Annotated in this window: 13 protein-coding genes and 2 tRNA genes; all 15 read right to left on the reverse strand. The window is 54.3% G+C overall.

The window, feature by feature from the left end; genetic code table 11:
- Window positions 1-59 precede the first annotated feature (59 nt).
- On the reverse strand, window positions 60-299 hold the full coding sequence (gene yedF / locus ACX9GU_RS24225; protein ID WP_021179059.1) for a sulfurtransferase-like selenium metabolism protein YedF: 240 nt from the start codon (window positions 297-299) through the stop codon (window positions 60-62).
- Window positions 296-1,510: a selenium metabolism membrane protein YedE/FdhT gene (yedE, locus tag ACX9GU_RS24230; protein WP_473193189.1), complete on the reverse strand. Its 1,215-nt coding sequence runs from the start codon at window positions 1,508-1,510 to the stop codon at window positions 296-298. The genes yedF and yedE overlap by 4 nt, the downstream gene beginning before the upstream one ends.
- 138 nt (window positions 1,511-1,648) lie before the next feature.
- On the reverse strand, window positions 1,649-3,607 hold the full coding sequence (locus ACX9GU_RS24235) for a DEAD/DEAH family ATP-dependent RNA helicase (protein WP_024483375.1): 1,959 nt from the start codon (window positions 3,605-3,607) through the stop codon (window positions 1,649-1,651).
- Complete coding sequence (gene yrbN / locus ACX9GU_RS24240) at window positions 3,597-3,677, reverse strand: protein YrbN (RefSeq protein WP_096335046.1); 81 nt, start codon at window positions 3,675-3,677, stop codon at window positions 3,597-3,599. Before yrbN ends, ACX9GU_RS24235 begins: the two co-directional genes overlap by 11 nt.
- A 117-nt stretch (window positions 3,678-3,794) precedes the next feature.
- On the reverse strand, window positions 3,795-4,679 hold the full coding sequence (nlpI, locus tag ACX9GU_RS24245) for a lipoprotein NlpI (protein ID WP_021179056.1): 885 nt from the start codon (window positions 4,677-4,679) through the stop codon (window positions 3,795-3,797).
- A gap of 129 nt (window positions 4,680-4,808) precedes the next feature.
- A complete protein-coding gene (gene pnp, locus ACX9GU_RS24250) occupies window positions 4,809-6,929 on the reverse strand; it encodes a polyribonucleotide nucleotidyltransferase (protein WP_473193190.1) in 2,121 nt (706 codons plus the stop codon).
- 240 nt (window positions 6,930-7,169) lie between these two features.
- Entirely contained in the window at window positions 7,170-7,439 is a 270-nt protein-coding gene (gene rpsO, locus ACX9GU_RS24255) for a 30S ribosomal protein S15 (RefSeq protein ID WP_010279698.1), read from the reverse strand.
- Window positions 7,440-7,554: 115 nt separating this feature from the next.
- Window positions 7,555-8,499, reverse strand: coding sequence for a tRNA pseudouridine(55) synthase TruB (truB, locus tag ACX9GU_RS24260; protein ID WP_021179054.1), 945 nt, complete (start codon window positions 8,497-8,499; stop codon window positions 7,555-7,557).
- Entirely contained in the window at window positions 8,499-8,909 is a 411-nt protein-coding gene (gene rbfA, locus ACX9GU_RS24265) for a 30S ribosome-binding factor RbfA (RefSeq protein ID WP_021179053.1), read from the reverse strand. Before rbfA ends, truB begins: the two co-directional genes overlap by 1 nt.
- 70 nt (window positions 8,910-8,979) lie before the next feature.
- On the reverse strand, window positions 8,980-11,667 hold the full coding sequence (infB, locus tag ACX9GU_RS24270) for a translation initiation factor IF-2 (RefSeq protein WP_021807516.1): 2,688 nt from the start codon (window positions 11,665-11,667) through the stop codon (window positions 8,980-8,982).
- Between the two features lie 23 nt (window positions 11,668-11,690).
- Window positions 11,691-13,199 carry a transcription termination factor NusA gene (nusA, locus tag ACX9GU_RS24275; RefSeq protein WP_021179051.1) on the reverse strand — a complete coding sequence of 503 codons (1,509 nt, stop codon included), beginning with the start codon at window positions 13,197-13,199 and terminating at the stop codon, window positions 11,691-11,693.
- Between the two features lie 21 nt (window positions 13,200-13,220).
- Window positions 13,221-13,673, reverse strand: a complete 453-nt coding sequence (gene rimP, locus ACX9GU_RS24280; RefSeq protein WP_024529072.1) for a ribosome maturation factor RimP — start codon at window positions 13,671-13,673, stop codon at window positions 13,221-13,223.
- Between the two features lie 217 nt (window positions 13,674-13,890).
- A tRNA-Met gene (locus tag ACX9GU_RS24285) sits at window positions 13,891-13,967 on the reverse strand.
- A 60-nt stretch (window positions 13,968-14,027) separates the two neighbouring features.
- Window positions 14,028-14,114: transfer RNA gene (locus ACX9GU_RS24290), tRNA-Leu, on the reverse strand.
- Window positions 14,115-14,183: 69 nt separating this feature from the next.
- Window positions 14,184-14,519, reverse strand: coding sequence for a preprotein translocase subunit SecG (secG, locus tag ACX9GU_RS24295; RefSeq protein WP_024483369.1), 336 nt, complete (start codon window positions 14,517-14,519; stop codon window positions 14,184-14,186).
- Window positions 14,520-14,658 lie beyond the last annotated feature (139 nt).

Consider the following 14,658-nt stretch of genomic DNA (forward strand, 5'->3'; position numbering starts at 1 on the left):
ACCTGAAAAAGTGGGGTTAGTCATCAATCTGAGGGCACCATAATGGTGCCCTTGTTCGATTAACGCTGGATCAGGTAACGAATGGTTGGCCCATCCTGCTGAATATCCAGCACCTTGTAGCCGTGATTACGGGCATCGAGCGGAATATTATTGATCGACTGCGGGCAGTCGCTGATCACTTCCAGTATTTCGCCCGGTTTCAGCTGCGGCATAGCCTCTAACGTAGCCACCGCCGGATAAGGACAAGGCTCTCCCACCATATCCAACCGGTAATCCGGCACGATCTCGGTCTGTTTCATGCTTCACTCCTTAAATTCACCACCTGCGCATCTGGCTTGGCGCGGAAAAAGCGTTTCTCCCACCACAGCATCGCGGCAAAGGCTATGGCCAGTAGCAGATAGGTCACCAGCAGGCCGCCGATCGGCCCGAAGGTATCCAGCAGGTTAATCTTGTCGTAGTTGGTCGCCAGAGCGGGTGCCAGATCGTCCCAGTAGTAGGCTAACAGCGTGGCGCCGATAATGTTGCCCAACCCCACCCACCAGTAATGGACCTGGCCTTCTACCGCACGATACATCCAGCCGGTTTCGCAGCCGCCCGCCAGCACAATACCAAAGCCAAACAACAGCCCGCCCAGTACAGCATTGGGCCCGGCCCACATGATCTTCGGCGAGACGCCCAATTGCACATAGCTGAAGATGCCGATGGCGCTAACCGCCATGCCGATAATAATTGCCTTGGCCATATGCGTACGGCCAGTGATCCACAGATCGCGGAACGCCGAGGTAAAGCAGATCTGCGCCCGTTCAATCAGCAGACCAAAACCGATACCAAACAGCATGGCAATGCCGAGTTTCGGCGCATCAAACAACGTCCATAATGACCAAGCCACCGTGAGGCAGAAAATCACCATTCCCAAACGGAAACGACGGCGTGCCTGCTCGGGTTTTTGCGTCAACGGTGAGGCCGCTTTCACTCTTTGCAGCTTGACCGGAATACGGAACATCGGCAGCAAGGTGAATTTGGCACCGAAGTAAGAACCCGCCGCCGTTGCCAGCGCAAAAAACCAGGCATGCAGCGAGAACTGTGGAATACCGGTGAAGAAGGCCGCCAGGTTACACCCCATCGCCAAACGCGCACCAAAACCGGCGATGATGCCGCCAAGCAACGCCTGTGCAATGCGGATGCGGTGCTGTGGCATACGTAATTTGATGTTGTTGGCCCACAGCGCGGCGGCGATACAACCCGCAAACATACCGATTATCATGCGTCCATCGATACGATCGAGTGGTGTGCCCTGTAGGCCGATCACCTTAAAGTAGCCCCACTGCTCGGGGTGGAAACCAAACCACTGCAAGATATGGCCGCCCCAACGGGTAAATTCACCGGTTACCGCCCAGAAGGTGCCGGTCATACCGAAATAGTAGGTCGAGAGGATCCCGGCTGCGATCACCGCCGGTAAAGGCGCCCAAAAGCGCACCAGGTATTGAGATTTGAATTGTTGCCAGTTCACGGCAGCTCCTGTGCATCCGTAAGATAAACCTTGCGAATGATACGCCCTTTAGCGGCTTTAACTGAGATGTCAGGCAAAAAAAAACCAGTCCGAAGACTGGTTTCTAAGCTGATTAACCGTATACGGTCAAATCAACGCTTATGCATCACCGAAACGGCGACGTGGTGCGGCAGGAGCTGCTGCATCGTCACGGCGTGGTGCTGGCTTGTCACGGTTGAAGTTACCGCCACGGCGTTCGCCACCGGCAGCATTACCGCCTTCACGGCGCTCACCGAAAGAACGACGTGGTGCTGGTGCACCTTCACGACGCTCGCCGTTGAATGGACGGGCACCGCCACGGCGCTCACCACCGTTACCACCGGCAGGACGCTCACGACGTTCATGCGGCTGTGCATCGCCCAGCAGTTGCATATTCATCGGCTTGTTCAGAATGCGGGTGCGAGTGAAGTGATTCAGGATCTCGCCCGGCATGCCTTTTGGCAGCTCGATGGTGGAGTGGGAAGCAAACAGCTTGATGTTACCGATGTAACGGCTGCTGATGTCACCTTCGTTAGCGATCGCGCCAACGATATGACGAACTTCCACGCCGTCATCACGGCCAACTTCAATGCGGTACAGCTGCATTTCACCCACGTCACGGCGTTCGCGACGTGGACGCTCAGCGCCACCATCACGGCTGTCTGGACGTGCGTCACGACGACGGTCGTTGCTACGCTCGCCACCGCGATCATCACGGTCGTTGAACTCACGACGTTGACGCGGTTTGAACACTGGATCTGGTGGCAGGATCAGAGGACGTTCGCCCTGTGCCATTTTCAGCAGTGCAGCGGCTAACGTTTCCATATCCAGATCTTCACCCGGCTGCAGCTTAGCCAGCAGCGCACGGTACATATCCAGATCGCTGCTTTCCAGCTGCTGCTGAACTTTAGCGGCAAACTTGGCCAGGCGGCGCTCACCCAGCAGATCTGCGTTTGGCAGCTCGACTTCAGGGATGGTCAGCTTCATGGTGCGTTCGATGTTGCGCAGCAGGCGGCGTTCGCGGTTTTCGACGAACAGCAGCGCGCGGCCAGCACGGCCAGCACGACCGGTACGGCCGATACGGTGAACGTAAGACTCTGAATCCATAGGGATATCATAGTTTACTACCAGGCTGATACGCTCAACGTCCAGACCACGAGCGGCAACGTCGGTGGCGATCAGAATATCCAGACGGCCACTTTTCAGACGCTCCAGGGTCTGCTCACGCAGCGCCTGGTTCATGTCACCGTTCAGTGCGGCGCTGTTGTAACCGCTGCGCTCCAGCGCTTCAGCCACTTCCAGGGTCGCATTTTTGGTACGCACGAAGATGATCGCCGCGTCAAAATCTTCCGCTTCCAGGAAACGCACCAGCGCTTCGTTTTTACGCATGCCCTGCACGGTCCAGTAGCTCTGGCTGATGTCTGGACGAGTAGTGATGCTGGACTGAATGCGCACTTCCTGTGGATCTTTCATGAAGCGACGGGTAATACGACGGATCGCTTCCGGCATGGTCGCAGAGAACAGCGCGGTCTGATGTTCAGCCGGGATCTCCGCCATGATGGTTTCTACGTCTTCGATAAAGCCCATGCGCAGCATTTCGTCGGCTTCGTCCAGAACCAGGCCTTTCAGGCCAGAAAGGTTCAGGGTGCCACGTTTCAGGTGATCCAGCAGACGGCCTGGGGTCCCTACTACGATTTGCGGGCCCTGACGCAGAGCGCGCAGCTGCACGTCATAACGTTGGCCACCGTACAGGGCCACCACGTTAACGCCATGCATGTGCTTGGAGAAATCGGTCATGGCTTCAGCTACCTGAACCGCCAGTTCGCGGGTTGGAGCCAGTACCAGGATTTGTGGTGCTTTCAGGGCTGCATCGAGGTTGTGCAGCAGGGGCAGCGAGAACGCCGCAGTTTTACCACTACCGGTCTGCGCCATGCCCAGCACGTCGCGACCGTTCAACAGGTGAGGAATACACTCAGCCTGGATCGGTGATGGTTTTTCGTAGCCCAGATCGGTCAGGGCAGCAATGATAGGAGCAGACAGCCCCAGGTCAGCAAAAGAGGTTTCAAGCTCAGTAGTCATGTACACGTGCCTCATTAATAATGGCAGCCAGTCTACATAACTCGTCGAGAAAATTTTCAGTCATTTTCATTGAAAAGTGTGAACCGGCTCAAATTAGATTATAAAACAGACAAAAAAGCCCTCGCCCGTTAAGGCGATTACTTTGGTCAAAAAACCAATGTAAATCAGGCTGATAAGTGTCCGTCAGCTATTGCTGGTCCGATTCCGATAGGTCGTCTTGTTCTTGGCCCAACAGCGCCAATTCCAACAATGCATAGCGGTGCTCAACAAAGTTATGAACGTTGTTAGCCACCGTCAGTTTGAACAGCGCCGAAGCGGTGTCCTTGTCCCCCAGACTTAGGTAGTGCTTACCTAAATAGAAGTCAGTTTCACTGAGATGCTCAGCGAGCGAAGTGTTATCCGTTGCATCTGCCTTGAGGCGTTCCATCAGCGTTTTTTCGCTGATTTTGCCCAGGTAGAATTCGACAATATTCCATCCCCATTGCCCTCTGTCCGATTTGTCATAACGCTGCTGGAGCGAGACGGTAGCCATCTTGGGATCGATTTCTCGTTCCACCAGATAAAGCCACAGCGAACGGAAGGGATCGTTTGGGTCGTCTTGATAAAACGCCTGCAGATCATCCTGCGCCAACGGGAAGCGGCCGCCATAATACAGTGCGATGCCCCGGTTTAAACGCGCGTAATTGTAAGTTGGATCAAGCTCTAGTACAGAATCAAACGCTTCATAGGCAGCATCAAAATTGCCTGCCTGCGTTAAGTAAATGCCCAGGTAGTTGAAAACTTCTGGCATATCAGGACGTATCGCTAGCGCTTGTGAAAAGTCATTGCGCGCTAGAGCACGTAAACCAAGACTATCATACAGCACACCGCGCTCATATAAAAGCTGTGCTCGCTCATCGTCCGTTAATGCCCGGCTGGCAAGTATTTGTTCCATGCGCGCCAGGATCACTTCCTGCTGCAGTGTAGGCTGCAACGGAATAGCCAGAACTTCGTCTTTACGCCAATCATGGTTGCTGCATCCTGCCAGCAATAGTGCTGTCGCAACGTAACACCAGCGCAAGAAAGGCTTCATTTCCCACTCCCGAAGACAAACATTGGATGAACGTCCTGTCCTCCGCTTGCTAATACGCGAGTATCCTACCCACGCGATAAGGACAGCCCCCAACCCTAACGGCAGGGAGCTGTAAAACTGCTGATACAGTTATTCTGCTTCTGGTGCAGGAGCCGCAGCGGATTCTGGTGCTGTAGCTTCTTTGATGCTCAGGCGCACACGGCCCTGGCGATCAACTTCCATTACCTTAACCGGTACTTCCTGACCCATCTGCAGATAGTCGGTCACTTTCTCAACGCGCTTGTCGGCGATTTGAGAGATGTGCACCAGGCCTTCTTTACCGCCGCCGATGGCCACGAAGGCACCAAAATCAACGATACGGGTCACTTTACCCTGATACACACGGCCAACTTCGATCTCAGCGGTGATCTCTTCGATGCGGCGGATAGCGAACTTCGCCTTGTCGCCGTCGGTTGCAGCAATCTTCACTGTACCGTCATCTTCAATTTCGATGGTGGTGCCAGTTTCTTCGGTCAACGCACGGATGACTGAGCCGCCTTTACCGATCACATCTTTGATCTTGTCTGGATTGATCTTGATGGTGTGAATACGCGGTGCGAACTCAGAGATATCGCCACGTGGCGTGCTGATAGCCTGTTCCATCACGCCCAGAATGTGCAGACGCGCACCCTTGGCCTGGTTCAGAGCCACCTGCATGATTTCGCGGGTGATACCTTCAATTTTAATGTCCATCTGCAGCGCGGTGATACCATCGCGGCTACCGGCCACTTTGAAGTCCATGTCGCCCAGGTGATCTTCGTCACCCAGAATATCAGACAGTACCACAAAGTTTTCTTCTTCTTTCACCAGGCCCATTGCGATACCCGCAACGGCGGCCTTGATTGGCACACCTGCGTCCATCAGTGCCAGAGAAGCACCACAAACGGAAGCCATTGAAGAAGAACCGTTGGATTCGGTGATTTCAGACACCACACGTACGGTGTACGGGAAATCTTCTGGTTTAGGCATCATAGCTAAAACGCCACGTTTTGCCAGACGACCATGGCCGATTTCACGACGCTTCGGTGAACCTACCATGCCGGTTTCACCAACAGAGTACGGAGGGAAGTTGTAGTGGAACAGGAAGCTGTCGGTTTTCTCGCCCATCAGCTCGTCGATGTTCTGTGCGTCACGCGCGGTACCCAGAGTGGCGGTAACCAGCGCCTGAGTTTCACCACGGGTGAACAGTGCAGAACCGTGGGTACGTGGCAGAACGCCAGTGCGCACGTCCAGACCACGGATCATGTCTTTCTCACGGCCATCGATACGCGGCTCGCCACGCAGCACACGGCTACGTACGACGTTTTTCTCAACGGTACCCAGGATGTCCTGAATTTCAGACGCGTCCAGAGTTTCGTCTTGCGCCAGCAGAGTTTCCACTACGCTGTCTTTGATCGCATCAACCTGAGCGTAACGCTCTTGTTTTTCGGTGATGTGGTAAGCATCGCCCAGACGGCTTTCGGCCAGCTCAGCTACGCGCGCATGCAGCGCTTCGTTAACTGCTGGTGCCTGCCAATCCCACTTCGGCTTGCCAGCTTCGGCAACCAGAGCGTTAATGTTTTCGATAACGATTTGCTGTTGGTCATGGCCAAACACGACTGCGCCCAGCATCTGATCTTCGCTCAGCACGTCAGCTTCGGATTCCACCATCAGTACTGCACCAGCGGTACCGGCAACCACCAGATCCAGGCTGCTTTCTTTCAGCTCATCGGTAGTTGGGTTCAGTACGTACTGATTGTTGATATAACCCACGCGTGCAGAACCGATTGGGCCATTGAACGGAATACCGGACAGGCTCAGGGCAGCAGAGGCACCGATCATCGCTACGATGTCTGGGTTCACCTGTGGGTTCACAGAAACCACGGTAGCGATCACTTGCACTTCGTTCAGGAAGCTATCCGGGAACAGTGGGCGGATCGGACGGTCGATCAGACGGGAAGTCAGGGTTTCGCCTTCGCTCGGACGGCCTTCACGACGGAAGAAGCTACCCGGGATACGGCCAGCAGCGTAGGTACGCTCCTGATAGTTCACGGTCAGAGGGAAGAAGCTCTGGCCTGGTTTGGCTTTCTTCTGGCCTACTACGGTGACGAATACTGCGGTGTCATCCATGCTCACCATCACGGCGGCAGTGGCTTGACGTGCCATCATACCGGTCTCAAGCGTCACGGTGTGTTGGCCATACTGGAATTTGCGAATAATCGGAGTCAGCAAAATTTAATCCTTAATTGGGGGCGCGCAATCGTTCTTCGACTCGACACGCCTGTGGTTCACTGACCTTCTCACTACATCCTCGCGACTAATGACAATCCTTATCTCTCATGAGATAAAGCCTCTCATTAGCCGCGCGAACCTCTGTAACGGAAGATCCTCAGTAATACATTAACCTGATTTGCTTATGCTTCCTAGAAGAAAGGGGCCACATTTGGCCCCTTTCTACTGAAACTTGCTCGATTAGCGACGCAGACCCAGACGCTCGATCAGGCTGGTGTAACGTGCTACATCTTTACGCTTCAGGTAGTCCAGCAGCTTACGACGCTGAGAAACCATACGCAGCAGACCACGACGGCTGTGGTGATCTTTTTTGTGCTCTGAGAAGTGGCCTTGCAGATGGTTGATCTGCGCAGTCAACAGGGCAACCTGAACTTCGGTAGAACCGCTGTCGTTAGTACCACGACCGAAGTCAGCTACGATTTTAGCTTTAGCTTCAACACTTAGAGACATTGTCATACTCCAAAATTATAGATAATAAATACAGGCGCCGATCTCTAATTCAGCAACCCAATGCATAAGCTGCGCCATTCTACTCTTAGCGCAGGGCGATCGCAAGGCGGGCAGGTCAGTCGAAATATTCAACAACCAGGCGGCGCGGCGCGACTCGGCCATCATCGGCAATCTCGCCAATGCCGATAAATTTACGTTCTTCGCCTTCGGTAATGCGCACCAGACCCGAGGCCGGAGCCCCTGCGGCCTGCACCGGCTGCCCCTGTTTGACGTAACCCGCTACCGCTGGCAGCAGGTTCACTTCAGGGAAATCTTCGGCCGGGCTATCCATCGGCATCAGCAACGGATCGAGCAGTTCGCTTGGCGCAATGCCCTGCTCCTGTGCCTGCTCCACTAGAGCATTCAACTGTTCCAGCGTGACCATGCGGGCGATCGGGTACTTCGCCACCTGCAGGCGGCGCAGATAAATCACGTGTGCGCCACAGCCCAGCAACTCACCGAGGTCATCCGTGATAGTGCGGATGTAGGTGCCTTTTGAGCAGTGAATTTCCAGCTCAAGCTCATCCCCTTCCCAGCGGATAAACTGCAACTCATACACGGTGATGCTGCGTGCTTCACGCGGGACTTCGATACCCTGGCGAGCATATTCATACAGCTTTTTGCCCTGGTATTTCAGTGCGGAATACATCGAAGGCACCTGCTGGATGTTCCCCCTGAAGGTGTCCAGCGCGGTATCGAGCTGCGCCTGGGTGAAGTTTACCGGCCGCTCCTGCACGATCTGACCATCGGCATCCGAGGTGTCCGTGCGCTGGCCCAAACGGGCAATCACGCGGTAACGCTTGTCGGAATCGAGCAGATATTGGGAGAATTTGGTGGCCTCCCCCAGACAGATTGGCAGCATACCGGTCGCCAGTGGATCGAGCGCGCCGGTGTGGCCCGCGCGGTTGGCATTGTAGATACGCTTTACTTTTTGCAGGGCATCGTTAGACGACAGGCCCTGCGGTTTGTCCAGCAGCAGTACACCGTGAATGTCACGGCCGCGACGGCGAGGGCGACTCATTAAGCCTCCTCTTCATCGCCTGATGCATTGCGACGTTCGGCATCGTTCTTCACTACGTTGGTCACCAGGTTGGACATACGCATGCCTTCAACCAGTGAGTTATCGTAGGAGAAGGTCAGTTCCGGCACTACGCGCAGGCGCATCGCTTTGCCCAGTAGCGTACGGATATAGCCAGAGGCATCCTGCAACGCTTTAATGCCGTTGGTCACCAGATCCGGATCGTGGTTTTCGGTCAGCACGTTCAGGAAGGTGACATAAACTTTGGCGTAAGCCAGATCGCGAGACACTTCAACACCTGAAACGGTAGCCATGCCGACACGCGGATCTTTGACTTCACGCTGCAAGATCATCGCAATCTCTTTTTGCATTTCTTGTGCCACGCGTTGACCGCGGCTGAATTCTTTTGCCATTTGGAAACCCTCCAGACAAATCGGGGGGCACAAGGCCCCCCTAAAAACAGATTTAAGCGTTTTTCGAGGCTTAAGCGATAGTACGCTGGATCTCGATGATTTCGAACACTTCGATCATGTCGCCAACGCGCACGTCGTTGTAGTTCTTAACGCCGATACCACATTCCATACCGTTACGGACTTCGTTAACGTCATCTTTGAAGCGGCGCAGGGATTCCAGCTCGCCTTCATAGATAACCACGTTGTCACGCAGCACGCGGATTGGGTTGTGACGCTTGATGTTGCCTTCGGTCACCATACAGCCAGCAACAGCGCCGAACTTAGGTGATTTGAACACATCACGTACTTCAGCCAGACCGATGATCTGCTGTTTGTACTCAGGCGCCAACATACCGCTCATCGCCTGCTTCACTTCGTCGATCAGGTTATAGATCACGGAGTAGTAACGCAGATCCAGGCTTTCTGACTCGATCACGCGGCGGGCAGAAGCATCCGCACGCACGTTGAAGCCCAGGATGATGGCGTTGGATGCCGCAGCCAGGGTCGCGTCGGTTTCGGTGATACCACCTACGCCAGAACCCACAATCTTCACCTTCACTTCGTCGGTGGAGAGTTTCTGCAGTGAATCGGAAATCGCTTCACAGGTACCCTGTACGTCGGTTTTCAGCACGATGTTCAGTTCAGAAACTTCACCTTCGGTCATGTTCGCGAACATGTTCTCCAGTTTAGATTTCTGCTGGCGAGCCAGTTTGACTTCGCGGAACTTGCCTTGACGGTACAGCGCAACTTCACGCGCTTTCTTCTCGTCACGCACTACGGTCGCTTCGTCACCCGCAGCAGGAACGCTGGACAGGCCCAGGATCTCAACTGGGATAGAAGGACCCGCAGAGGTCACTTCACGGCCCAATTCGTCACGCATCGCACGAACACGACCATACTCGAAGCCACACAGGACGATATCGCCCTTGTTCAGCGTCCCTTCCTGTACCAGCACGGTAGCCACTGGGCCACGGCCTTTATCCAGGAAGGATTCGATTACCACACCGCTCGCCATGCCGCTACGAACCGCTTTCAGTTCGAGAACTTCGGCCTGCAGCAGGATAGCGTTCAACAGTTCGTCGATACCGGTACCGGCTTTCGCAGATACGTGGACGAACTGAGCTTCACCGCCCCACTCTTCTGGCATAACGCCATACTGAGACAGCTCTTGCTTAACGCGGTCCGGATCGGCTTCTGGCTTATCAATTTTGTTTACCGCAACCACCAATGGCACTTTAGCCGCCTGAGCATGCTGAATGGCTTCGATGGTTTGTGGCATCACGCCGTCGTCTGCTGCTACTACCAGAACTACGATATCGGTCGCCTGAGCACCACGAGCACGCATTGAGGTAAACGCTGCGTGGCCTGGGGTATCCAGGAAGGTGATCATGCCGTTTTCGGTTTCTACGTGGTAAGCACCGATGTGCTGGGTAATACCACCGGCTTCGCCAACTGCCACCTTGGTGGAGCGGATGTAGTCGAGCAGAGAGGTTTTACCATGGTCAACGTGGCCCATGATGGTCACGACTGGCGCACGAGACTCGGCACCTGCGCCGGTATCACGGTCGCTCATCAGCGCTTCTTCCAGCTCGTTCTCACGACGCAGGATAACTTTGTGGCCCATCTCTTCGGCAACCAGCTGTGCGGTTTCCTGGTCGATGACCTGGTTGATGGTGGCCATAGCGCCCAGCTTCATCATCGCTTTGATGACCTGAGAACCTTTTACCGCCATCTTGTTAGCCAGTTCGGCAACGGTGATGGTCTCGCCGATCACCACGTCACGGTTCACTACCTGAGCTGGCTTGTTAAAGCCCTGCTGCAGGGTGCTTGGCTTACGCTTGCCTTTACCGCCACGGGTCATGGTGCGAGCTTCTTCGCGGTCTGCTTTAGACTCGGAGAGCTTGTTGCCTTTCTTCTGTTTGGTCGCTTTGCCACCGCGAGTACGGCTACGGCGCTCACCTTCAACTTTGGCGTCGTTTTCGTCTTCGGCAGCACGAGCGTGCTCGGAGGTGGTTACGTGGTAGTCGGCTGTTTCAACCGCAGCGCTTGCTGCTTCGGCTTCGGCCCACTTCTCACCGTTTTCTTCGGCCATACGGCGCGCTTCTTCCGCTACGCGTTTGGCGTCTTCTTCCACCTTGCGGCGTACTTCTTCTTCCGCTTTACGTTTCAGTTCGGCGGCTTCGGCTTCACGGCGTGCTTTTTCTGCCTGAGCTGGCTTGGTCATTTCGTCGGTATGTTGATTGGTCACTTTTTCTTTTTCCGCTGAATTACGCTTAGCAATCTCCGCGGCCTCACGTTTGGCTTGCTCTTCGGCTGCGCGCTTAGCTTCTGCTTCGCGTTTCGCTAGCTCTTCCGCTTCGCGCCTTGCCTGCTCTTCCGCTTCACGCTGTGCCTGCTCAGCCGCTTCAGCCTGTTGGGCTTCCTGCGGATCGCGATTTACATAAGTGCGTTTCTTGCGGACCTCAATTTGCACCGATTTACTCTTACCGCCGGTGCTCGGAATATTCAAGGTGCTGCGCGTTTTGCGCTGCAACGTGAGTTTGCTTGGCGCACTACCGTGTTCACGGTTCAGGTGCGCCAATAAGGTTTCTTTCTCGTGCTGTGTCACAGAGTCGGTCTCAGACTTGTTGATCCCTGCATCAGCAAACTGCTGTACCAGGCGATCAACCGGTGTCTGTATCTCTGCTGCCAGCGATTTTACGGTTACATCTGTCGTCATGCTGTTCCTTCCTGCTACAGTTATTACGCGTTGTCGCCAAACCAACAGATATTACGTGCGGCCATAATCAGCTCGCCGGCTTGCTCATCGCTAAGCCCTTCAATATCAGCCAGATCGTCAACACCCTGCTCGGCAAGATCTTCCAGCGTACAAACCCCACGCGCGGCCAGTTTAAAGGCCATGCTGCGCTCAAGACCTGGAAGGTTGAGCAAATCATCAGCAGGTTTTTGGTCGCCCAGGCTTTCTTCCTGTGCCAGGGCCAGCGTGGTCAATGCAGCTTTGGCGCGATCGCGCAACGCTTCAACCATATCTTCATCCAGACCGTCGATTTCCAGCAGCTCTTTGATTGGCACGTAAGCCAGTTCTTCCAGCGTAGAGAAGCCTTCTTCGACCAGAACGGTGGCGAAATCTTCGTCGATATCAAGATACTTGGTGAAGGTATCAATGGCGGCATGAGCCTCGGCCTGATGCTTGGCCTGCAGATCGTCCGCCGTCATCACGTTCAGTTCCCAGCGATCATCATCACGATGCTGTTTCAACAGTTGGGAAGCTAAACGCACGTTTTGGCCATTACGGCCGATCGCCTGTGCCAGGTTGCTGGCTTCAACGGCGATATCCATCGTGCACCGATCTTCATCTACCACGATCGAGGCAACATCTGCCGGGGCCATGGCGTTAATGACGAACTGTGCAGGGTTATCATCCCACAGGATGATATCAATACGTTCCCCGCCAAGCTCGCTAGAAACGGCCTGGACGCGGGCACCGCGCATACCGACACAGGCACCGACCGGGTCGATACGCTTGTCGTTGGTTTTCACGGCAATTTTTGCACGGGAGCCAGGATCGCGGGCTGCCGCTTTAATCTCAATCACTTCTTCGCCAATTTCCGGCACTTCGATGCGGAACAGCTCTTTGAGCATATCCGGGCTGGAACGGCTGACGAACAGTTGCGCACCGCGCGCTTCCGGACGAACTGCGTACAGTACACCGCGGATACGGTCACCCGGGCGGAAGTTTTCGCGTGGCAGCATGTCTTCACGGCCAATGACCGCTTCGGCGTTGCTACCCAGATCCAGCGCAATGCTGTCACGGTTAACTTTTTTCACCACGCCGGTGACGATCTCACCTTCGTGTTGGCGGAAGGCGTCAACCACCATCGCGCGCTCGGCTTCACGCACTTTCTGTACGATAACCTGCTTAGCGGTCTGAGTGGTGATACGGTCGAAGGTCACAGATTCGATCTGATCTTCGATATAACCGCCCAGTTCTATGGACGGATCTTCATACTGTGCAGCTTCCAGCGTGATCTCACGCGTTGGCTGGGTCACTTCATCAACGGCAACCCAACGGCGGAAGGTATCGAAATCGCCAGTCTTACGGTCAATGCTGACACGGACCTCGATTTCCTGCTCATATTTTTTCTTGGTGGCGGTGGCTAAAGCGGTTTCCAGGGCTTCGAAAATCTTCTCACGTGGTAGGGATTTTTCATTGGAAACTGCTTCAACAACAGCCAGAATCTCTTTGTTCATCCTAGTTGCCTCATCCAAACTTTAAAAGTGGGGTACCAGGTTCGCTTTCTGAATATTGCTCAGCGCGAACACTTCATCTTTCCCATCCACAGTAACCGTGATCATCTCGCCTTCTACAGACTTGATGATGCCCTGCCATTTGCGGCGGTTTTGTATCGCCATACGCAGAACAACGCTGACTTCTTCACCGAGGAAACGTTGATAGTGTTCCGCGGTGAACATAGGGCGCTCAAGGCCAGGAGAGGAAACTTCCAGGTTGTAAGCGACCGTAATCGGATCTTCGACGTCCAGCACAGCGCTGACCTGGTGGCTGACATCAGCGCAATCATCAACATTGATTCCGTTGTCACTATCAATATAGATGCGTAGTGTCGATTGGCGCGCCCGAATAAATTCGATGCCTACGAGCTCAAAGCCCAACGCCTCTACCGGTGCGGAAAGCATCTCTGTTAATTTTTGCTCTAATGTGGACAAGCCCACCCCCAAGACATAAAAAAAGGGCCTAATAGCCCAGTGATTCTGTTGCCAAATAACAAAAAACCCCGAAAATTCGGGGCTTTATGCAACTGGACCCTGTTTGCCGCAAAGCGGCTTCGGTGCAACTTTCTAGCAAGTGTCATTTTCAAATGTTGATCGAGAAAAGCGGAATTCAATCGAAAAGTGTATTTGAAAATAGACACTTAAAGGAAAGTGGTTGCGGGGGCCGGATTTGAACCGACGACCTTCGGGTTATGAGCCCGACGAGCTACCAGGCTGCTCCACCCCGCGTCCGAAAACGTGGCAAATATTACGCCGATAATTGCAAAAACGCAAGTTATCTCTGGGATTTGGTACCGAGGATGGGACTCGAACCCACAAGCCCGTTAGGGCACTACCACCTCAAGGTAGCGTGTCTACCAATTCCACCACCTCGGTACTGATTTTTACTGCTAACGGCTGTTTCTATTGAGGTCGAAAACAACCGTTTTAAAACTTTTCAGCGGCTTATTGCGGGATATCACTGACCGGTTTAGCGGGTGCTGCCGGAGTGCTGGTCTGCTCAGTTTGCGCTGGCTGACCCAGGTTTTCCCACTCGCTGCCTTTCTTGCCCTGATTGGTGCTCAGGTTGCCCAGGATCAGACTGATGACGAAGAACAGCGTCGCCAGAACAGCCGTCATGCGGGTCATAAAGTTGCCTGAACCGGTCGATCCGAAGAATGTGCCAGAAGCACCTGCTCCGAATGAGGCTCCCATATCAGCGCCTTTACCTTGCTGTAGCATGATCAGAGCGACTAGCCCGATCGATATCAGCAAGAAAATTACCAGAAGAGCTTCGTACATAGTGGTACCTGTATCCTTGCGGGTTCACCGCGTGCCAAATGCTTCTCACCCCAGATGCTTCCAAACTAAAGAAGGCGTGGCGTGTCACTAAAACAGCCCACTGAAGCGGGTGTGAATACTAACCAAAGCCATCAAAGCG

The sequence above is a fragment of the Serratia sp. K1WW1 genome (genome assembly GCF_055790865.1).

Excerpts from the sequence above, each read along its gene's own strand:
- yedF (WP_021179059.1), bottom strand. The coding sequence starts at position 299 with ATGAAACAGACCGAGATCGTGCCGGATTACCGGTTGGATATGGTGGGA.
- ACX9GU_RS24235 (WP_024483375.1), bottom strand. The coding sequence starts at position 3,607 with ATGACTACTGAGCTTGAAACCTCTTTTGCTGACCTGGGGCTGTCTGCT.
- yrbN (WP_096335046.1), bottom strand. The coding sequence starts at position 3,677 with ATGAAAATGACTGAAAATTTTCTCGACGAGTTATGTAGACTGGCTGCC.
- nlpI (WP_021179056.1), bottom strand. The coding sequence starts at position 4,679 with ATGAAGCCTTTCTTGCGCTGGTGTTACGTTGCGACAGCACTATTGCTG.
- rpsO (WP_010279698.1), bottom strand. The coding sequence starts at position 7,439 with ATGTCTCTAAGTGTTGAAGCTAAAGCTAAAATCGTAGCTGACTTCGGT.
- truB (WP_021179054.1), bottom strand. The coding sequence starts at position 8,499 with ATGAGTCGCCCTCGCCGTCGCGGCCGTGACATTCACGGTGTACTGCTG.
- rbfA (WP_021179053.1), bottom strand. The coding sequence starts at position 8,909 with ATGGCAAAAGAATTCAGCCGCGGTCAACGCGTGGCACAAGAAATGCAA.
- infB (WP_021807516.1), bottom strand. The coding sequence starts at position 11,667 with ATGACGACAGATGTAACCGTAAAATCGCTGGCAGCAGAGATACAGACA.
- nusA (WP_021179051.1), bottom strand. The coding sequence starts at position 13,199 with ATGAACAAAGAGATTCTGGCTGTTGTTGAAGCAGTTTCCAATGAAAAA.
- secG (WP_024483369.1), bottom strand. The coding sequence starts at position 14,519 with ATGTACGAAGCTCTTCTGGTAATTTTCTTGCTGATATCGATCGGGCTA.